Annotated in this window: 4 protein-coding genes and 1 tRNA gene; 4 read left to right on the forward strand and 1 reads right to left on the reverse strand. The window is 59.9% G+C overall.

Features of this window, described 5'->3' with window-relative positions; all coding sequences use genetic code 11:
- Positions 1-109: 109 nt before the first annotated feature.
- The gene (locus tag K1567_RS14555) at positions 110-17,107 is read right to left on the reverse strand and encodes a tandem-95 repeat protein (RefSeq protein WP_220698593.1); all 16,998 of its coding nucleotides are present in this window, start codon (positions 17,105-17,107) and stop codon (positions 110-112) included.
- A gap of 345 nt (positions 17,108-17,452) precedes the next feature.
- Between K1567_RS14555 and K1567_RS14560 the strand changes: the two genes are divergently transcribed.
- The 4 genes from K1567_RS14560 (at position 17,453) to K1567_RS14575 (ending at position 22,568) form a co-directional block, all read left to right on the forward strand.
- Complete coding sequence (locus K1567_RS14560; protein WP_034095406.1) at positions 17,453-18,805, forward strand: TolC family outer membrane protein; 1,353 nt, start codon at positions 17,453-17,455, stop codon at positions 18,803-18,805.
- A gap of 46 nt (positions 18,806-18,851) precedes the next feature.
- On the forward strand, positions 18,852-21,005 hold the full coding sequence (locus tag K1567_RS14565) for a type I secretion system permease/ATPase (protein ID WP_034095405.1): 2,154 nt from the start codon (positions 18,852-18,854) through the stop codon (positions 21,003-21,005).
- Between the two features lie 25 nt (positions 21,006-21,030).
- Positions 21,031-22,371: an HlyD family type I secretion periplasmic adaptor subunit gene (locus K1567_RS14570; RefSeq protein ID WP_103387674.1), complete on the forward strand. Its 1,341-nt coding sequence runs from the start codon at positions 21,031-21,033 to the stop codon at positions 22,369-22,371.
- Between the two features lie 121 nt (positions 22,372-22,492).
- Positions 22,493-22,568: transfer RNA gene (locus K1567_RS14575), tRNA-Thr, on the forward strand.
- Positions 22,569-22,580: the final 12 nt, after the last annotated feature.

Below are 22,580 nucleotides of genomic sequence, written 5' to 3' on the forward strand. Positions count from 1 at the left end.
TAAAAAATCCCTGCAGGTGCCGCGCACGGCCTCTGCAGAGATTACACACATTTGCCCGACGCTGATGCCCACGCAGCGCCAATCCCGAAAGATTGGCGCTGCTGGGGGATCAGTCGTGGTGCTTGACGGTCAAGTCGCCACCGGCGATCAGGTTGTTGATCGCGGCACTGCCATTGCCCCAGTTAACGCCATCGACCTTGATCGTGACATCGGCCGTGCCACCCGCCGTGAACGAGCCGGTGCTGCTCACACTCAGCGTCGAGCCTGACGAGTCGGTGGTCAACTTCAGATAGCTCGACAGGTTGGCGTCATTACTGCCTTGCAGCAAATCGGACAGATCCAACTTATCGCCTTCGCTGTGCTTGAAGTCGGTGATGGTATCGACGCCAGTCCCGGTGTTGGTATCGCCTTTGAGCCACACGAAGGTATCCGCCTGCCCGCCGCCGGTGAGGATGTCGTTACCCTTGCCGCCCACCAAGATGTCATTACCGGCACCGCCGGAGAGGGTGTCGTTGCCGCCCTGGCCGAACAAGATGTCGTTACCGGCGTTGCCGATCAGGGTGTCGCCGCCATCATTGGTGCCGTAGATGTTCGACGCGTTGGCCAGAGCACCGATGTCCTGCACGTGTTCAGTGATGTACTGGTGCAAAGTGCGGTCATCAATGTGGTCGACCGTAGTGGACAACTTCTCGGCGGCGAACGCCTTGAGTGCGGCACTGCCTTCCTGACCTTTGTAGGTGATCAGGTCACCGAACACGATGTCATTGCCAGAGCCGCCGGTGATGCTGTCGGCGCCCGCGTCGGCGGTATGGCCAGTGATCGCATCCGCCAGCTTCGCGGTGTCGATGGTGGCGACCACCTTGTCGGTGTCGAATTGCTTGAGCACAGCAGTGTCAATGCTCGAACCCAGGCCGATTGCCTCGACGGTGACCTTGCCGCTCACTGCGTTAACCAGATCGTTGTAGGCCGTCTTCGCGTTCGTCAATGCGGTGCTGGAGTTGTTATAGACCGCAGCCACATCAAAGCCGCCGTTGCTGTTGGCCACCACGGTGCCTTCATAGGTCCGATTGTTCCAACTATCGTAGGAATAGACCCTGCCATCCGCATCGACAACCATGTGGGAGGAACCGTTGATGGTGGTGTAAACGGCCTTGCCCTGGCCCAAAACGTAATTCGAGCTGTTGACGATGCTGTCGAAGTAAACGCTGGAGCCCGAGCCCCATACCTTGACCCCACCCAGGTAAGGACTGCCTTGCACGTCGGTGTACATATTCGGCGAGCCGTCGGTGATGAAGTACGTCAGGTTCGTCGCACCCTTGTTACTCGTGGCTTCGCTGCTCTTGAACCAGTTTGTGGCGGCGTTGAACGCATCCTGATAGTTGGTCATGTCGCTCGAATTAGAGCTCATCTGGTTCAACACCGCCTGCAAGGCCGCTTTGGCACCGTCCTTGTCAGCCAGATTGACCGAGACCTGCGCCTGAACCTGGGTGTCGAAGTCCACCAACATGACTTTCACCACGCCGGAGTCCTTGGTGCTGGCATTGGCAATCAAGGTATCGAATACGCTGGCCAGTTGAGCCTTGATCGACTTCATTGCATCGGTACCGATACTGCCCGAAGTATCGACGAGGAAAGCAATGTTGTAATTGCTGCCCTGGGTGACCACGCCGGCTTTGTCGCCCACCACCACGTTATTGGTCGAACCGCTCAAGTTGATGGTATCGACAAGACCGGTGCCTTCCGTCACCTGATAGGTCTGCGGCGCCACTGTGATGGTGCTGGTGGCCACGCTTGAACTCAGGCTGTTGCTACCTTCATTATCAGTTACGGCGATATCGATGGTGCGATCACCAAGTGACGGGTATTTGCCGGTGTTGGTGTACTGGAACGACTCAAGCAGGGCTTTGTAGGTGGCCGCATCAGCCGCACCCGACAGGGTCAATACAATCTTGCCACTGACGTCCGTGCCGACGCTGGTCAGGGTGACGCCGTTGTAGGTCCCGCCCACATTTATCAGGCTTGAGCTCAACTGATCGCCCGCGCTGGCGTTTTTCAAGGTAATGGTCGCGCTTTGCATCTGGCTGCTGTCGACGTCGCCGATGGCAACGCTGCCGGTAATTGCCACACCGGCAGTGTTTCGCTCGGTGTACGCAGCGCTATAACCGGTGGCAACCGCGCCGTCTGCGGTGCTGAGGTCCAGGGTAGGCGCGTCGTTGACCGAGGTCACGGTGATGGTGCCGTTGGCCGCTGGCGAGGTCAGTACGTTGCTGCCGTCAGCGTTGCCGCTGTCGGTGGCGGTGTAGGTGAAGTTCGCGGTGCCGTTGAAGTTCGCGTTTGGCTTGAAGTAAACCGTGGCTTCGCCGTTGACCGCGTTAATGGCGCCGGTCAACGCTTTGGTCATGGCCGCGTCGGTGTAGAAGGTGCCATTGGTTGGCGTGCCGACAGTGAAGGATTTCACGTTCGCCAGGCCATCCACGTCGGTTGCGTTCAGCTTGACTGCAATGCCTACGCTTGGGTCTTCAGCACCGGTCGCGGTAGTCGCCGCAGCCACCGGCGCATCGTTGACCGGAGTCACGGTGATGGTGCCGTTGGCCGCTGGCGAGGTCAGTACGTTGCTGCCGTCAGCGTTGCCGCTGTCGGTCGCGGTGTAGGTGAAGTTCGCCGTGCCGTTGAAGTTCGCGTTCGGTTTGAAGTAAACCGTGGCTTCGCCGTTGACCGCGTTAATGGCGCCGGTCACCGCTTTGGTCATGGCCGCGTCGGTGTAGAAGGTGCCGTTGGTTGGCGTGCCGACAGTGAAGGACTTCACGTTCGCCAGGCCATCTACGTCGGTTGCGTTCAGCTTGACTGCGATACCAACCGTTGGATCTTCAGCACCGGTCGCGATAGTCGCCGCAGCCACCGGCGCATCGTTAACCGGAGTCACGGTGATGGTGCCGTTGGCCGCCGGCGAGGTCAGTACGTTGCTGCCGTCAGCGTTGCCGCTGTCGGTGGCGGTGTAGGTGAAGTTCGCGGTGCCGTTGAAGTTCGCGTTTGGCTTGAAGTACACGGTGGCTTCGCCGTTGACCGCGTTAATAGCGCCGGTCAACGCTTTGGTCATGGCCGCGTCGGTGTAGAAGGTGCCGTTGGTTGGCGTGCCGACAGTGAAGGATTTCACGTTCGCCAGGCCATCCACGTCGGTTGCGTTCAGCTTGACTGCGATACCAACCGTTGGATCTTCAGCACCGGTCGCGGTAGTCGCCGCTGCCACCGGCGCATCATTGACCGGAGTCACGGTGATGGTGCCGTTGGCCGCTGGCGAGGTCAGTACGTTGCTGCCGTCAGCGTTGCCGCTGTCGGTGGCGGTGTAGCTGAAGTTCGCGGTGCCATTGAAGTTCGCGTTCGGCTTGAAGTAAACCGTGGCTTCGCCGTTGACCGCGTTAATGGCGCCGGTCACTGGTTTGGTCATGGCCGCATCGGTGTAGAAGGTGCCGTTGGTTGGCGTGCCGACAGTGAAGGATTTCACGTTCGCCAGGCCATCCACGTCGGTTGCGTTCAGCTTGACTGCGATACCAACCGTTGGATCTTCAGCACCGGTCGCAGTAGTCGCCGCAGCCACCGGCGCATCATTGACCGGAGTCACGGTGATGGTGCCGTTGGCCGCTGGCGAGGTCAGTACGTTGCTGCCGTCAGCGTTGCCGCTGTCGGTGGCGGTGTAGGTGAAGTTCGCGGTGCCGTTGAAGTTCGCGTTTGGCTTGAAGTACACGGTGGCTTCGCCGTTGACCGCGTTAATAGCGCCGGTCAACGCTTTGGTCATGGCCGCGTCGGTGTAGAAGGTGCCATTGGTTGGCGTGCCGACAGTGAAGGACTTCACGTTCGCCAGGCCATCTACGTCGGTTGCGTTCAGCTTGACTGCGATACCAACCGTTGGATCTTCAGCACCGGTCGCAGTAGTCGCCGCAGCCACCGGCGCATCGTTAACCGGAGTCACGGTGATGGTGCCGTTGGCCGCTGGCGAGGTCAGTACGTTGCTGCCGTCAGCGTTGCCGCTGTCGGTGGCGGTGTAGGTGAAGTTCGCGGTGCCGTTGAAGTTCGCGTTTGGCTTGAAGTACACGGTGGCTTCGCCGTTGACCGCGTTAATAGCGCCGGTCAACGCTTTGGTCATGGCCGCGTCGGTGTAGAAGGTGCCGTTGGTTGGCGTGCCGACAGTGAAGGACTTCACGTTCGCCAGGCCATCTACGTCGGTTGCGTTCAGCTTGACTGCGATACCAACCGTTGGATCTTCAGCACCGGTCGCAGTAGTCGCCGCAGCCACCGGCGCATCGTTAACCGGAGTCACGGTGATGGTGCCGTTGGCCGCTGGCGAGGTCAGTACGTTGCTGCCGTCAGCGTTGCCGCTGTCGGTGGCGGTGTAGGTGAAGTTCGCGGTGCCGTTGAAGTTCGCGTTTGGCTTGAAGTACACGGTGGCTTCGCCGTTGACCGCGTTAATAGCGCCGGTCACCGCTTTGGTCATGGCCGCATCGGTATAGAAGGTGCCATTGGTCGACGTGCCGACGTTGAACGACTTGACGTTGGCCAAACCATCGACATCGGTGGCGGACAGCTTGACCGCGATCCCGACACTTGGGTCTTCAGCACCGGTCGCAGTGGTGACGATCGCCACTGGCGCATCGTTGACCGCAGTGACCACAACGCTCACCTTGCCAATCGTGACCATTTCAATCTGCGTGCTCGACTCCATGGCTGTTGCCTTCACAGTCAGATCGAAATTGGCCGTCGCATCCTTGGCCGGAGTGACGGTCAAGGTAGCCAGGTTCCAATTGCTGACATCGTACTGGGTGGTCGCACCCGTCGAGGTATAGCTGTGGCCCGAGGCGCCGTCGGTAATGACAGCGCCTTCAGGCAGGCCGCTGATTTCTATCTTGTGCAATTCCGACTGGTCATTGTCGACAAACGTGGTCGTGATCGGGCTGATCTTGATCGCACTGTCTTCCAGGCCGTGGTTGTAAACGTAGCCGGTGTAATAGCCTTCTCCGTTGACCACGTGAGCATCGTCAAAGACCGCCCCGGCGGCTTTCAACGCGTCCAGGCTGGTATAGGTCTGCACGCCGCTGCTACCCAACGCCATCGACGGGCCGCTGTTGATCGAGACATTGACGTCGTAGTTGCCCGGGCCGGCCTGGTTGTAGTGATAGATGTCGAGGGTGTAATAACCCGACTCTGGCGGCGTAAAGGGGGCTGCGTTAATCCCGCTGCCCTGGCTCCAGGTCTCGGTCGACACCAACTTGCCGCCGACGGTAACCGCCAGGCTGTCATCGGCGCTGCCGGTGAAGCTGTAGCTCTTGCCGGCTTCCAGGTAAACCAGGCCGGAGACTTTGGTCGCGGTGTGCTCCACCACATTACCGTTGCTCACGTTGGCGGTCACACCGGTGGAGGCTGCGCTGCCAGGGGTTTGGGCGTTGATGACCCGGATCAAATCGCTGGACTGAACAACACCATTACCGTTCGTACCCAATGCACCAGGCAGGTTGCCGCCGGTCCAGGTTTGAATGGTCAAGCCGGTTGGTACGTCACCGAACGAGCCGACGGTCACGACAGGAACGTCCGTCACTGGGTGGATATCCACGGTGATGGTTTGAGTGTCGCTGTTGAGCTGGCCGTCGGTAGCCTGGAACTTCAGCTCGGTGTAATCATCATGCTTGTTACCGATGCCGGCGTTTTTGAAGCTGTCATCGCCCGACTCGTTGGCCGCTGGGCTGTAACGCACATTGTGATTGTCGAAGTCGGCCTGGCTGAAGGCCTTGCCCGGCGACGTATCGGTTTTCAGATCAGCTGCGTTGAGCTGGACCCAAACACCGTCGACTTTGTACTCGATGGCACCGTTGGGCAGGCTGGTGAAGACGACTTTCAGGTCCGTGGAATCCACATCATTGACCCCGAACGTCGACCACTTCAGCTCGACTGGGGTGTCTTCGTTGCTTTCTATCCGGCCATTGCTCGCAGTCGGCGCATCGTTGACCGCAGTCACAGTGATGATGCCGTTGGCGGGAGCCGACGTCAGCGGGTTGCTGCCATCAGCGTTGCCGCCGTCGGTCGCGGTGTAGGTGAAGTTCGCGGTGCCGTTGAAGTTTTCGTTCGGCTTGAAGTAAACGGTCGCTTCGCCGTTGACCGCATCAATGGAACCGGTCACCGGTTTGGTCATCGCCGCGTCGGTGTAGAAGGTGCCATTGGTAGGCGTGCCAACGGTGAACGATTTCACGTCCGTCGGGCTGTCTACGTCGGTCGCGGACAGTTTGACCGCGATACCTACGCTTGGGTCTTCAGCACCGGTCGCCTTAGTGGATTCAGCCACCGGCGCATCATTGACCGCAGTCACAGTGATGATGCCGTTGGCGGGAGCCGACGTCAGCGGGTTGCTGCCATCAGCGTTGCCGCCGTCGGTCGCGGTGTAGGTGAAGTTCGCGGTGCCGTTGAAGTTTTCGTTCGGCTTGAAGTAAACGGTCGCTTCGCCGTCGACTGCATCAATGGAACCGGTCACCGGTTTGGTCATCGCCGCGTCGGTGTAGAAGGTGCCATTGGTAGGCGTGCCAACGGTGAACGATTTCACGTCCGTCGGGCTGTCTACATCGGTGGCGGACAGTTTGACCGCGATACCTACGCTTGGGTCTTCAGCACCGGTCGCCTTAGTGGATTCAGCCACCGGCGCATCGTTGACCGCAGTCACAGTGATGATGCCGTTGGCGGGAGCCGACGTCAGCGGGTTGCTGCCATCAGCGTTGCCGCCGTCGGTCGCGGTGTAGGTGAAGTTCGCGGTGCCGTTGAAGTTTTCGTTCGGCTTGAAGTAAACGGTGGCTTCGCCGTTGACCGCATCAATGGAGCCGGTCACCGGTTTGGTCATCGCCGCGTCGGTGTAGAAGGTGCCATTGGTAGGCGTGCCAACGGTGAACGATTTCACGTCCGTCGGGCTGTCTACGTCGGTGGCGGACAGTTTGACCGCGATACCTACGCTTGGGTCTTCAGCACCGGTCGCCTTAGTGGATTCAGCCACCGGCGCATCGTTGACCGCAGTCACAGTGATGATGCCGTTGGCGGGAGCCGACGTCAGCGGGTTGCTGCCATCAGCGTTACCGCCGTCGGTCGCGGTGTAGGTGAAGTTCGCGGTGCCGTTGAAGTTCGCATTTGGCTTGAAGTACACCGTGGCTTCGCCATTGGTGGCATCAATAGCGCCCGTCACTGGCTTGGTCATGGTCGCGTCGGTGTAGAACGTGCCGTTGGTCGACGTACCGACGGTGAACGATTTCACGTTCTCCACGCCATCGATATCAGTAGCCGAAAGTTTGACCTCAATGCCCTGGGCCTGATCTTCGGAACCGGTCGCGGTAGTGGCCATGGCTTCCGGTGCATCATTCACTGCAATCACATTGATCGGCAGAGTGATCGACTCGGATTTCGGATCAGCGGTGCCGTCCTGCGCAGTCGCAGTGACAATCAGGTTCACCAGGCCGTTGGCGTTTTCCGCCGGGGTGAAGACCAGGGTGGCCTTATTCCAGTCGCTGATATCGACGCTTTGATTGCCAGCTGTCGCTGTGAAGGTGTGACCCGGCGTGCCATCGGTGATGGTCGCGTTGAGCGGGACGCCACTGATTTCCAGCTTGAGCGTCTCGGAGCCATCCTTGTCGGTGGCGTAAGCGTCGATGGTCGACAGCTTGATCGCATGGTCTTCCAGGCCTGTGTTCAGCACCTGGGTGACGTTGATGTTATCCAGCACGCCGCCGAACGAGTTGTTTGTCTCGCCAGCAGGGGCTTTGAATTCGAGCTTGGCATCGCCGTCAGCGGTGACCGGCACGACGAAGGTATAAGTCTTCATGCCAACGGTGGTGGTGTCCAGGGTGCCGACTTTGACGCCGCCCCAGAATACGTCGATCACCGAATTGTTCTCGGCACCCGCACGTGGCGAGTAGTCGACCGAGATGGTGTACGCCGTGCCGGCTTCCGCCTTGATGATGGTGTACAGGCTGGAGTCGTCGCCGGCGTTTTTCTCAAGCTCGATGACCTGGCTGTTGCCTGGGGTCGCTACGCCGTAGATGCTGCTTTGGCCGATTTCGACTTGGCCATCGGCATTCCCCGTGAGCCACGGAGTGCTCGGGGTGCCATTGACGACCGGGTTGTTAGCATTACCTACCGCGACGTCGCCCCACGAACCATTGAGATTGGCGCCGTCGAAATTGATCGAGGTCACCACGCCACCGCCAAGCAGGCCCAAGTGCGGGGTGTCGGTAACTGGCGCAATCGTGATGTCGGCTGTGGTTACGGCGCTCGATTTACCGCCGTTGTCGACCGCAGTAAAGGTCAGCTCGGTTTTGCCGCTCCAGTCGCCGGTCGGGGCGAAGTAAACCGCCGCCTTGCCGTCGGCACCCGCTGGCACCGAGTCGCCGATCTTGAGTTCAGTTTGCAGCGTGGCGTCGCTGTACAGCTTGCCGTTCTCCGGCAAGGTAGTAATGACAAAGCTGGAGATGGAACCGTCCACGTCCTTACCATCCAGCACGATCTTGGCCGTATGGTCTTCATCGGCGGTGGTGTTGTCGGCCGATGCAATCGGCGCGTCGTTGAACAGGTCGATAGTGACCTTGCCGGTGGCGCTGCCGGTTTGCGGCGGTTCGCGATCCAGGTTGCCGCCGCCGACGTCAGTCACGTCGATGGTGACGGTACGATCAGTGCCGACAGGATTATCGCCCGGGCTCTGGAAGGTGATGGCTTCAACCACCTTGACGAAGTCGGCGGCGCTGCTGCCGGTCGCCGAGTCGCTGGTGAGGGTGTAGATGATTTTCCCGTCAGCGGCGCTGCCGCTCTGGGTGATGGTGATGCCGGCAACGGCCAGAGCCTTGAGCACGTCGGTGTTGCTAAGCACATCACCCGAAGCCAGATGGTCGACGGTGACCACGACTTTGCTGAAGGTGGTGTTGTCGACGTCTTTGATGGTCAGGTTCTCGACCAGCGCGACCGCGTCTTTTTGCTCAGTGAACGTGGTGCTGTCGAACTTGACCACAGGCGGATCGTTCACCGGAACCACGTGTACCACGGAGGTCACGGGTGCCGAATCCAACTGACCGTCGTTAACGGTGATGGTCAGGGTACGATTGACCGGGTCCGGGTTCTCGCTTTCGCTGGCGAAGTGCACCGAACGCAGGACTTCCTGGTATTCCGCCTTCGTGGCTTCACCAGACAGGGTCAGGATGCCAGTGGCTTTGTCGTAGCTGACTGCAATTTTGGTGTTGCTGACATCCGCGATCAGCACATCGTCTGCCAGATGGTTGACGAGTGTGACTTTAGCGCTTTGCAGTGTACTGTTGTCGACGTCGCTGATGGTCAAGGTCGTCGCCACGAAGCCGCCAGGCTTGCCTTCAATATAGGTGTCGCCGAATGCGTTGGTCGAAGCGTTGCCCAGCACAGGAGCGTCATTAACCGCAGTCACCGTGATGGTGCCGTTGGCTGGGGTCGACGTCAGCGGGTTGCCGTTGTCAGTAATACCGCCGTCGGTGGCGGTGTAGGTGAAGTTTGCGGTGCCGTTGAAGTTTTCGTTCGGTTTGAAGTAAACGGTCGCTTCGCCGTCGACCGCATCAATGGAACCGGTCACCGGTTTGGTCATGGCCGCATCGGTGTAGAAGGTGCCGTTGGTAGGCGTGCCGACGGTGAAGGATTTCACGTCCGCCAGGCCATCCACGTCGGTCGCGCTCAGCTTGACCGCGATACCCTCGCTTGGGTCTTCAGCACCGCTCGCCTTAGTGTCCGCAGCCACCGGCGCGTCGTTAACCGCAGTCACAATGATGGTGCCGTTGGCTGGCGCAGAAGTCAGCGGGTTGCTGCCGTCAGCGTTGCCGCTGTCGGTGGCGGTGTAGGTGAAGTCCGCGGTGCCGTGGAAGTTTTCGTTCGGCTTGAAGTAAACCGTCGCTTCGCCGTCGACCGCATCAATGGAACCGGTCACCGGTTTGGTCATGGCCGCGTCGGTGTAGAAGGTGCCGTTGGTCGGCGTGCCGACGGTGAACGATTTCACGTTCTCCACGCCATCGATATCAGTAGCCGACAGTTTGACTTCAATGCCCTGGGCCGGATCTTCGGAACCGGTCGCAGTAGTGGCATCAGCCACCGGCGCGTCGTTGACCGCAGTCACGGTGATGGTGCCGTTGGCTGGCGCAGAAGTCAGCGGGTTGCTGCCGTCAGCGTTGCCGCTGTCGGTCGCGGTGTAGGTGAAGTCCGCAGTGCCGTTGAAGTTCGCATTTGGCTTGAAGTAAACGGTCGCTTCGCCGTTGACCGCATCAATGGAACCGGTCACCGGTTTGGTCATCGCCGCATCGGTGTAGAACGTGCCATTGGTTGGCGTGCCGACGGTGAACGATTTCACGTTCTCCACGCCATCGATATCAGTAGCCGACAGTTTGACTTCAATACCCTGGGCCGGATCTTCCGAACCGGTCGCAGTGGTGGCGACAGCTTCTGGCGCATCGTTGACCGCAGTCACGGTGATGGTGCCGTTGGCTGGCGCAGAAGTCAGCGGGTTGCCGTTGTCAGTAATACCGCCGTCGGTGGCGGTGTAGGTGAAGTTCGCCGTGCCGTTGAAGTTTTCGTTCGGTTTGAAGTAAACGGTGGCTTCGCCGCTGACCGCATCAATGGAACCGGTCACCGGTTTGGTCATGGCCGCATCGGTGTAGAAGGTGCCGTTGGTAGGCGTGCCGACGGTGAAGGATTTCACGTCCGCCAGGCCATCCACGTCGGTCGCGCTCAGCTTGACCGCGATACCCTCGCTTGGGTCTTCAGCACCGCTCGCCTTAGTGTCCGCAGCCACCGGTGCGTCGTTGACCGCAGTCACGGTGATGGTGCCGTTGGCAGGCGCAGAAGTCAGCGGATTGCTGCCGTCAGCGTTGCCGCTGTCGGTCGCGGTGTAGGTGAAGTCCGCAGTGCCGTTGAAGTTCGCATTTGGCTTGAAGTAAACGGTCGCTTCGCCGTTGACCGCATCAATGGAACCGGTCACCGGTTTGGTCATCGCCGCATCGGTGTAGAACGTGCCATTGGTTGGCGTGCCGACGGTGAACGATTTCACGTTCTCCACGCCATCGATATCAGTAGCCGACAGTTTGACTTCAATGCCCTGAGCCGGATCTTCCGAACCGGTCGCAGTGGTGGCGACAGCTTCTGGCGCGTCGTTGACCGCAGTCACGGTGATGGTGCCGTTGGCAGGCGCAGAAGTCAGCGGATTGCTGCCGTCAGCGTTGCCGCTGTCGGTCGCGGTGTAGGTGAAGTCCGCAGTGCCGTTGAAGTTCGCATTTGGCTTGAAGTAAACGGTCGCTTCGCCGTTGACCGCATCAATGGAACCGGTCACCGGTTTGGTCATCGCCGCGTCGGTGTAGAAGGTGCCGTTGGTAGGCGTGCCGACGGTGAACGATTTCACGTTCTCCACGCCATCGATATCAGTAGCCGACAGTTTGACTTCAATACCCTGGGCCGGATCTTCCGAACCGGTCGCAGTGGTGGCGATAGCTTCTGGCGCGTCGTTGACCGCAGTCACGGTGATGGTGCCGTTGGCTGGCGCAGAAGTCAGCGGGTTGCTGCCGTCAGCGTTGCCGCTGTCGGTCGCGGTGTAGGTGAAGTCCGCGGTGCCGTGGAAGTTTTCGTTTGGTTTGAAGTAAACCGTCGCTTCGCCGTTGACCGCATCAATGGAACCGGTCACCGGTTTGGTCATCGCCGCATCGGTGTAGAACGTGCCATTGGTTGGCGTGCCGACGGTGAACGATTTCACGTTCTCCACGCCATCGATATCAGTAGCCGACAGTTTGACTTCAATGCCCTGGGCCGGATCTTCGGAACCGGTCGCAGTAGTGGCATCAGCCACCGGCGCGTCGTTGACCGCAGTCACGGTGATGGTGCCGTTGGCTGGCGCAGAAGTCAGCGGGTTGCTGCCGTCAGCGTTGCCGCTGTCGGTCGCGGTGTAGGTGAAGTCCGCAGTGCCGTTGAAGTTCGCATTTGGCTTGAAGTAAACGGTCGCTTCGCCGTTGACCGCATCAATGGAACCGGTCACCGGTTTGGTCATCGCCGCATCGGTGTAGAACGTGCCATTGGTTGGCGTGCCGACGGTGAACGATTTCACGTTCTCCACGCCATCGATATCAGTAGCCGACAGTTTGACTTCAATACCCTGGGCCGGATCTTCCGAACCGGTCGCAGTGGTGGCGACAGCTTCTGGCGCATCGTTGACCGCAGTCACGGTGATGGTGCCGTTGGCTGGCGCAGAAGTCAGCGGGTTGCTGCCGTCAGCGTTGCCGCTGTCGGTCGCGGTGTAGGTGAAGTCCGCAGTGCCGTTGAAGTTCGCATTTGGCTTGAAGTAAACGGTCGCTTCGCCGTTGACCGCATCAATGGAACCGGTCACCGGTTTGGTCATCGCCGCATCGGTGTAGAACGTGCCATTGGTTGGCGTGCCGACGGTGAACGATTTCACGTTCTCCACGCCATCGATATCAGTAGCCGACAGTTTGACTTCAATACCCTGGGCCGGATCTTCCGAACCGGTCGCAGTGGTGGCGACAGCTTCTGGCGCATCGTTGACCGCAGTCACGGTGATGGTGCCGTTGGCTGGCGCAGAAGTCAGCGGGTTGCCGTTGTCAGTAATACCGCCGTCGGTGGCGGTGTAGGTGAAGTTCGCCGTGCCGTTGAAGTTTTCGTTCGGTTTGAAGTAAACGGTGGCTTCGCCGCTGACCGCATCAATGGAACCGGTCACCGGTTTGGTCATGGCCGCATCGGTGTAGAAGGTGCCGTTGGTAGGCGTGCCGACGGTGAAGGATTTCACGTCCGCCAGGCCATCCACGTCGGTCGCGCTCAGCTTGACCGCGATACCCTCGCTTGGGTCTTCAGCACCGCTCGCCTTAGTGTCCGCAGCCACCGGTGCGTCGTTGACCGCAGTCACGGTGATGGTGCCGTTGGCAGGCGCAGAAGTCAGCGGATTGCTGCCGTCAGCGTTGCCGCTGTCGGTCGCGGTGTAGGTGAAGTCCGCAGTGCCGTTGAAGTTCGCATTTGGCTTGAAGTAAACGGTCGCTTCGCCGTTGACCGCATCAATGGAACCGGTCACCGGTTTGGTCATCGCCGCATCGGTGTAGAACGTGCCATTGGTTGGCGTGCCGACGGTGAACGATTTCACGTTCTCCACGCCATCGATATCAGTAGCCGACAGTTTGACTTCAATGCCCTGAGCCGGATCTTCCGAACCGGTCGCAGTGGTGGCGACAGCTTCTGGCGCGTCGTTGACCGCAGTCACGGTGATGGTGCCGTTGGCAGGCGCAGAAGTCAGCGGATTGCTGCCGTCAGCGTTGCCGCTGTCGGTCGCGGTGTAGGTGAAGTCCGCAGTGCCGTTGAAGTTCGCATTTGGCTTGAAGTAAACGGTCGCTTCGCCGTTGACCGCATCAATGGAACCGGTCACCGGTTTGGTCATCGCCGCGTCGGTGTAGAAGGTGCCGTTGGTAGGCGTGCCGACGGTGAACGATTTCACGTTCTCCACGCCATCGATATCAGTAGCCGACAGTTTGACTTCAATACCCTGGGCCGGATCTTCCGAACCGGTCGCAGTGGTGGCGATAGCTTCTGGCGCGTCGTTGACCGCAGTCACGGTGATGGTGCCGTTGGCTGGCGCAGAAGTCAGCGGGTTGCTGCCGTCAGCGTTGCCGCTGTCGGTCGCGGTGTAGGTGAAGTCCGCGGTGCCGTGGAAGTTTTCGTTTGGTTTGAAGTAAACCGTCGCTTCGCCGTTGACCGCATCAATGGAACCGGTCACCGGTTTGGTCATCGCCGCATCGGTGTAGAACGTGCCATTGGTTGGCGTGCCGACGGTGAACGATTTCACGTTCTCCACGCCATCGATATCAGTAGCCGACAGTTTGACTTCAATGCCCTGGGCCGGATCTTCGGAACCGGTCGCAGTAGTGGCATCAGCCACCGGCGCGTCGTTGACCGCAGTCACGGTGATGGTGCCGTTGGCTGGCGCAGAAGTCAGCGGGTTGCTGCCGTCAGCGTTGCCGCTGTCGGTCGCGGTGTAGGTGAAGTCCGCAGTGCCGTTGAAGTTCGCATTTGGCTTGAAGTAAACGGTCGCTTCGCCGTTGACCGCATCAATGGAACCGGTCACCGGTTTGGTCATCGCCGCATCGGTGTAGAACGTGCCATTGGTTGGCGTGCCGACGGTGAACGATTTCACGTTCTCCACGCCATCGATATCAGTAGCCGACAGTTTGACTTCAATACCCTGGGCCGGATCTTCCGAACCGGTCGCAGTGGTGGCGACAGCTTCTGGCGCATCGTTGACCGCAGTCACGGTGATGGTGCCGTTGGCTGGCGCAGAAGTCAGCGGGTTGCTGCCGTCAGCGTTGCCGCTGTCGGTGGCGGTGTAGGTGAAGTCCGCGGTGCCGTGGAAGTTTTCGTTCGGTTTGAAGTAAACCGTCGCTTCGCCGCTGACCGCATCAATGGAGCCAGTCACCGGTTTGGTCATGGCCGCGTCGGTGTAGAAGGTGCCATTGGTAGGCGTACCGACGGTGAACGATTTCACGTTCTCCACGCCATCGATATCAGTAGCCGACAGTTTGACTTCAATGCCCTGGGCCGGATCTTCGGAACCGGTCGCACTAGTGGCTTCAGCCACCGGCGCATCGTTGACCGCAGTCACGGTGATGGTGCCGTTGGCTGGCGCAGAAGTCAGCGGGTTGCTGCCGTCAGCGTTGCCGCTGTCGGTCGCGGTGTAGGTGAAGTCCGCGGTGCCGTGGAAGTTTTCGTTCGGCTTGAAGTAAACCGTCGCTTCGCCGTCGACCGCATCAATGGAACCGGTCACCGGTTTGGTCATGGCCGCGTCGGTGTAGAAGGTGCCGTTGGTAGGCGTGCCGACGGTGAAGGATTTCACGTCCGCCAGGCCATCCACGTCGGTCGCGCTCAGCTTGACCGCGATACCCTCGCTTGGGTCTTCAGCACCGCTCGCCTTAGTGTCCGCAGCCACCGGCGCGTCGTTGACCGCAGTCACGGTGATGGTGCCGTTGGCTGGCGCAGAAGTCAGCGGGTTGCTGCCGTCAGCGTTGCCGCTGTCGGTCGCGGTGTAGGTGAAGTCCGCGGTGCCGTGGAAGTTTTCGTTCGGTTTGAAGTAAACCGTCGCTTCGCCGTTGACCGCATCAATGGAACCGGTCACCGGTTTGGTCATCGCCGCATCGGTGTAGAACGTGCCATTGGTTGGCGTGCCGACGGTGAACGATTTCACGTTCTCCACGCCATCGATATCAGTAGCCGACAGTTTGACTTCAATGCCCTGGGCCGGATCTTCGGAACCGGTCGCACTAGTGGCGATAGCTTCTGGCGCGTCGTTGACCGCAGTCACGATGATGGTGCCGTTGGCTGGCGCAGAAGTCAGCGGGTTGCTGCCGTCAGCGTTGCCGCTGTCGGTCGCGGTGTAGGTGAAGTCCGCGGTGCCGTGGAAGTTTTCGTTCGGTTTGAAGTAAACCGTCGCTTCGCCGTTGACCGCATCAATGGAGCCAGTCACCGGTTTGGTCATGGCCGCGTCTGTGTAGAAGGTGCCGTTGGTAGGCGTGCCGACGGTGAACGATTTCACGCTCTCCACGCCATCCACATCGGTCGCACTCAGTTTGACCGCAATGCCCTGGGCCGGATCTTCAGCCCCGCCAGCTTCAACAACCGCTGCCACCGGCGCGTCGTTGACCGGCGTAATCGTTACCGTCAGCGTGCTGCTCGAACCGGTATTAGTGGTGTAGCCGATCTGCGGCACTTCGCCGCTGTAATCCTTGACCGGGGTGAACGTATACGCGCCGTCGACGCTAATCGTGATACTGCCCACGCCTGCGATAACAGCCGTCTGGCCCGCCGCGAAGGTGGTGCCGCCCACGTTGAAGGTGGCGACGGTCAGCACGTTGTCGATGTCGCTGTCGTTGCTCAGCACATTGCCGGTGGCGACGTTATCTTCGACGATCGTGTTGGTATCGGCGACCAGAACGCTGGGATCATCCACGGCAACAACGGTGGAGGTGGCCGGTGCGGGATTGATCGCCAGGTTTTCGTAGTTGCCGCCGGTGGCACTGGTAATGGTGGCGCTGACCGTCAGGTCTTTACCATCCGCCAGGTTAGCCGGAGTGTCGACACTGACCGTACCGGTGGTTTTACCGGCTTCGATGGTGATGGTCTGGTCGTTGGACAGTTTGATCACAACGTCGGTCTGCGCCGCGTTGGTCACGGTGGCGGTGTAGACGATCTTGCCACCCTCATCCACCGATGCCGTCGCGGTGAGCGTAACGGTGGTGGTGTCGATGGTGTCGTTGATCTGAGTGACCGCCGGCGTCGGATCGGTGGTGATGATCAGGTTGCCGCCGCCGGACGTGCCGGCGATGGTGGCGGAGATCGACGAGGCGTCCAGGTAAGGGGTGTCATTACCGGCGAACGTGACGTTCAGCGCGCCCGAGGTCTGGCCGGCTGGGACCACAACAGAGAGGCCGTTGGACAAGGTGACGGTCAGGTCGCTGGTCGGGGCCTGCGTGATGAATACGGTGTAAACCACAACACCACCGGCTTCGGTGATGGTAGGCGTGGCGGTCAGGGTGATGGTGACGTTGCGCGGGTCGACGCCGTTGTTGTCCGCGCCGGTCAGGGCGTTTGCCACCGCATCCGCCGCATTCAGACCGTTGGTCGGATAACCGATGGTAGGGTCGACCACGCCGGCCGTCGCTTCAAGCACAACAAAGCTATGACCGCCGCCGACAGCGCCGTCAGCACCGGCTGCGGTCGGGCCCGCGGCGGTGGCTTCGAGGTCTTGGGTCGGGTCGGCGCCGGCAGCGATGGCCTGCTGCAATTCGGCCACGGACGGTGCTGCTTGAGCAGTGGCGGCGCTGAGGTCGGTGGTCGAGTCAGGTGCGTTGGCGCTCCACTGAGTGTCGCGGCCCAGATCGATCACGCGGCCGTCGGCCAGTTCCAGCGAAACGGCACCGGCCGGGCCCGTATCAATCTGCTCCCCTGCGAACAAGCGGTCGCCTTCTACCAGCAGACGACGAATCCCTTCTGGGGATACCGCGAACACTTGACCGACAATGCTTTTGACGACCGCAACGCTGCTCATAAAAGACTCTCCGTGTATTGCCGTTCAGGGGTATCCACCCAGGAGACCGGCCCTGTCAGTGGTGCCGATTCAATAAGCTGGAGTACTCAATTGCTTAAAAAAATAATGGCGTCAATATTTTGTTGCCGCGCCAGAAAAATTACTTTTCCGTCAAGGTATTGACCTATTGGACGTCATCCTAAACAATCCGCCCAGTAATGTCACATTGATATTTAAGCGGCTTCACGACTTTCTGTTTGCGCCCTGCGGCGCCCAGTAAAAACGGGTATTTCGAGTTGCCACTCCAGTGCAATATTTCAAGTTTGTTGCGGCTTTCAGGCAACCAATCCCCGGGGAAGAATCAGAATGCGTTTGCACTTATTCACCGCTGTGCCATTTGTTTTTGCGACTAGCTTCGTACAGGCTCAAACCCTTCAAGAAGCCATGCAAAAGGCTGTCGACGTTCACCCAGAAATCCAGGCTGCGGTCAACGCACGCATCGCCGCCGACTATCAGGTCAGAGCGGCCCAGGGCGGCTACCTGCCTAAAATCGACTTGCTGGGCGGTTATGGTCGCGAAAGCTCCGACAACACCTCGACCCGCGCCGCCAGCAATAGCCATGATTGGAAAACCCTTAACCGCGGCGAGTCGAGCATTCGTCTCCAGCAAAACTTGTTCCAAGGTTTCGGCACCGAGAATGAAGTCGGCCGCCAGCAGGCCACCGCCAACTCTCGCGGCTATGCCCTGCTCAATACCACCGAGCGCACTGCGCTGACGGTGGCTCAGGTTTATCTGGATGTCCTCACCCGTCGCGAGATGGTGCAGTTGGCAGAAGACAACCTGAAAAGCCACGAACGCATTTTTGACCAAATCAAATTGCGCACCAGCCGTGGCGTCGGAAGAATGGCGGACATGGACCAGGCCGAAGCCCGTCTGGCCCAAGCGCGCAACAACTTGCTGACCGAACAGACCAACCTCGATGACGCCAAAGCCAACTACATGAGCGCCGTCGGTCAAGAACCCGACGAGCTGGAGAAGCCCCAAGGCTTTGTCGCCTTGATGCCTGCCAGCCTGGAAGAAGCACGCCGGCAGATGGTTGAGAGCAGCCCGGTACTGCGCTCGGCCGAATCGGACATCGCTGCGGCTGAAAAGCAATACGAATCCGCCAAGTCGACGTTCTATCCGCGCTTCGATGCTGAGCTGCAGCGCTCGGCCAACAGCAATATCGGCGGCGAAGAAGGTCACGACAATGGCTACTCCGCCATGCTGCGCATGCAGTTCAACCTATACTCCGGCGGCAGCAACAAAGCAGACCTGCAGTCCAAGGCGTCCCAGGCATCCCAAGCGCTGGATATCCGCAATAACGCCCTGCGTGAGCTGAACCAGGAACTGAGCCTGGCGTGGAACGCCTACAACAACGCCACGGCGCAATTGCCGATCGCTCAGGAATACGTAGACCGCAGCACCCGCGTGCGCACGTCATACCAGCAGCAGTTCAGCCTGGGTGAGCGTACACTGCTCGACCTGCTCGACAGCGAGAACGAACTGTTCACGGCATCGCAACGCCTGGCACAGATCAAAAACCTGCAGCTGTATACGCAATACCGTATCAAGGCCGATATGGGCCAACTGCTCAAAAGCCAAGGCGTGGTTGCGCCGCTGGCATCAGTTGTGCAGAACGAAGTCAAAACGAAGGTGAACCTGCCAGGGATGAACTGATTCTTGACGGAGTTGGACCGCTCAACTGCATTAAGAGAGAGTCAGCTTGGATTCTGAAATAAGTGTGGCGCCGCTCAACCATGACCCGCGCAGTCAGCATGATGACCCCTTGCTGGACGGGTTGCTGACCCTCTGCTCCCTGCATTACAAGCCCGCTAGTCGGGCAATGCTGACCACTGGCCTGCCCTTGGCAGGCCAGCGCTTGAGCCCCGACCTGCTCGCCCGCGCAGCCGCGCGGGCGGGTTTGCAGGGTCGGCTCCTGCAGCGCAAGTTGGAGCAGATTCCGACCATCGCATTGCCGGCCTTATTGCTGTTGAAGGAAGGGCGCAGTGCGGTGCTCGTGGGGTGGGACGGTGATACCGCCCGCTTGCTGCTCAGCGAAAGTGAAGGCGGCGAGGTTCACGTCACGCGGGAAGTGCTGAGTCAAGATTACAGCGGCCGGGTGTTCTTCGCCCAACCGCAGCATAAATTTGACGTCACCAGCGGCACGCTTATCCCGCGCGCGCGCTCCTGGTTCAAAGACACCCTCAAACGCTCACGTTGGCTCTACGCCGATGCTATCGCTGCCAGCCTGGTGATCAACCTGATCGCCCTGGCCGCGCCGCTGTTTGTGATGAACGTGTACGACCGCGTGGTCCCCAACCAGGCCACTGCCACCCTGTGGGTGCTGGCGGTCGGCATTTGCGGTGCCTACCTGTTCGACCTGCTGCTCAAGAGCATGCGCAGCCTGTGCCTGGACCTTGCGGGCAAGAAAACCGACCTGATCATTTCCGCAACGCTGTTCGAGCGCATCGTGGGCATGTCGATGAAAATGCGCCCGGCACGCGTCGGCAGTTATGCGCAAAACATCCACGAATTTCAGGGGATGCGCGACTTTTTAACCTCGCTGACACTGGCCAGCCTGATCGATCTGCCTTTTACATTGATAATCCTCGGCGTGATCGCGCTGCTGGGCGGCCACTTGGTGTGGATTCCAATCGTCGCGTTCCCGCTGGCCTTGGGGATTGGTCACTTCCTGCAAAAGCCGCTGACTGCGACACTTGAGCGCACCATGGCGCTGGGCGCCGAGCGCCAGTCCAGCCTGATCGAAACCCTCGCCGGGCTGGATGCGGTGAAGGTCAATAACGCCGAGAGCGAGCGTCAATACCAGTGGGAACAAACCATCGGCACCCTCAGCCGCCTGGAACTGCGGGTGAAAGTTCTGTCCGGCCTGGCGATGAACATCACGCTGCTGATCCAGCAAGTGGCGGGCGTGGCGATGATCATCTTCGGCGTGTATCAGATCATTGATGGCACCCTGAGCATGGGCGGCCTGGTGGCGTGCTACATGCTCAGCGGCCGCGCACTGGGCCCGCTGGCGCAACTGTCGGGCCTGCTGACGCGCTACCAGCAAGCCAAGGTGACGATGGTCTCCGTCGACCAAATGATGGAGCTGCCGCAAGAACGCAACTTCGAAGAGCGCCCCCTCAGCCGCAAATCGCTGCAAGGTGCGATGACCTTCCGCGAGGTCGACTTCACCTACCCGAACCAACAGAACCTGGCGCTACGCGGCATCAACCTGAACGTTCGCCCCGGCGAAAAAATCGGCATTATCGGCCGTAGCGGCTCGGGCAAAAGCTCGCTGGCCAAACTACTGGTGGGCCTCTATCAGCCAGACTCGGGTTCGCTGCTGGTGGATGGCGTGGACATTCGCCAGATCGACGTCAGCGAGCTGCGCCACAACATCGGTTACGTGGCCCAAGACATCCAGTTGCTGGCCGGCACCTTGCGCGACAACCTGGTGTCCGGTGCGCGCTACGTGGACGACGAGATGGTGCTGCAAGCGGCAGAGCTGGCCGGCGTGCATGAATTCGCCAGGCTCCACCCGCAGGGGTACGAACTGCAAGTGGGCGAGCGCGGGCAAAACCTCTCCGGCGGTCAGCGCCAGAACGTGGCCCTGGCCCGCGCCCTACTGCTGAACCCACCTATTCTGCTGCTGGACGAACCCACCAGCGCCATGGACAACACCGGCGAAGAGCGCCTTAAGCAGCGCTTGCAGTCGGTGATCGAAAACAAGACGGTGATTCTCGTCACCCACCGTGCTTCGCTGCTGAGCCTGGTCGACCGCCTGCTGGTGATCGACCGTGGCCAGATACTCGCAGACGGCCCTAAAGCGGCCGTGATGGAAGCGCTGAAAAAGGGGCAGATCAGTGTCGCTTAACTCCGGTCTACGCCGCTTAAAGAAGATGGTCTTCGGTTATTTCAAAGGCACCGACTCACTCGACAACCAGCCACTGCCCGAAGTGGAAAAAGCCCTGGTCGACGACGCGCCACGCATCGTACGTCTGACCATCTGGGGCGTGATCGGCTTCTTCGTGTTCCTGCTGCTGTGGGCGCACTTCGCGATCATCGACGAAGTGACCAAGGGCGAAGGCAAAGCGATCCCCTCCTCGCGCATCCAGAAGATCCAGAACCTGGAGGGCGGCATCGTCGCGCAGATTTATGCGCATGAGGGCCAGATCGTCGACGCCGGGGCACCGCTGGTGCGCCTGGACGACACGCGATTTGCCTCCAACGTCGGCGAAACCGAAGCCGACCGCGTGGCCATGGAACTGCGCGTGGAGCGTCTGAGCGCGGAAGTCGACAACCGCCCGCTGAACATCTCCGACAACGCACGCAAGACTGCGCCAAACCAAGCTTCGAACGAAGAGTCGCTGTATCAGAGCCGCCGCCAACAACTGGCAGATGAGATTGGCGGGCTGCAACAACAGCTGCTGCAACGTCAGCAGGAACTGCGTGAATTCAGCTCCAAACAGGATCAATACCGTAATAGCCTGGGCCTGCTGCGCCAGGAGATCGGCATGTCCGAACCACTGGTGAAGCAAGGCGCGATATCGCCGGTAGAAGTGCTGCGCCTCAAGCGCTCCGAAGTCGAAACCCGAGGCATGCTCGACGGCACCACGCTGGCCATCCCGCGCGCCCAAGCCGCGATCAACGAAGTGCAGCGCAAAATCGACGAAACCCGGGGTAAATTCCGCAGCGAAGCCCTGGCCCAGTTGAACGAAGCCCGCACCAACCTGAGCAAGGCCCAAGCCACATCTAAAGGCCTGGAAGACCGCGTCAGCCGCACCATGGTCACCTCCCCGGTGCGCGGCATCGTCAAGCAGATGCTGGTCAACACCGTCGGCGGCGTGATCCAACCCGGCAGTGACATCGCCGAAGTGGTACCGCTGGACGACACGCTGCTGGTGGAAGCCAAGATCCGCCCGCAAGACATTGCCTTCCTGCACCCCGGCCAGGAAGCCATGATCAAATTCACCGCCTACGACTACACCATCTACGGCGGCCTCAAAGGCAAGCTCGAACAAATCGGCGCCGACACCGTGATGGACGAAGAAAAGAAGAACACCTTCTACGTCATCAAACTGCGCACCGAACGCAGCCACCTGGGCACCGACGAAAAACCCCTGCTGATCATCCCCGGCATGGTGGCGTCGGTAGACATCATCACCGGCAAGAAAAGCATCTTGAGCTACCTGCTCAAACCCATCATCAAATCCCGGGCAGAGGCACTGCACGAGCGTTGATTTTTTGCTGAAGGGGCGGAGAAAAGCAGGGCAATGTGAGAAAACTTGAGTTTTCGCAAAAATAGTCAGATTTCAGGGGTTTACAGAACCTTGCCAATCGCTATAATCGTCGCCCTAACACGCCGGTATAGCTCAGTTGGTAGAGCAACTGACTTGTAATCAGTAGGTCCCGGGTTCGACTCCTGGTGCCGGCACCATATCTCAAAGCC

This window comes from Pseudomonas sp. S5F11, assembly GCF_019641515.1.
Taxonomy (GTDB): Bacteria; Pseudomonadota; Gammaproteobacteria; order Pseudomonadales; family Pseudomonadaceae; genus Aquipseudomonas; species Aquipseudomonas rhodesiae.

What these genes read in the sequence shown, in the direction of transcription:
- K1567_RS14555 (WP_220698593.1), bottom strand. Translation starts at nt 17,107, where the DNA reads ATGAGCAGCGTTGCGGTCGTCAAAAGCATTGTCGGTCAAGTGTTCGCG.
- K1567_RS14560 (WP_034095406.1), top strand. Translation starts at nt 17,453, where the DNA reads ATGCGTTTGCACTTATTCACCGCTGTGCCATTTGTTTTTGCGACTAGC.
- K1567_RS14570 (WP_103387674.1), top strand. Translation starts at nt 21,031, where the DNA reads ATGGTCTTCGGTTATTTCAAAGGCACCGACTCACTCGACAACCAGCCA.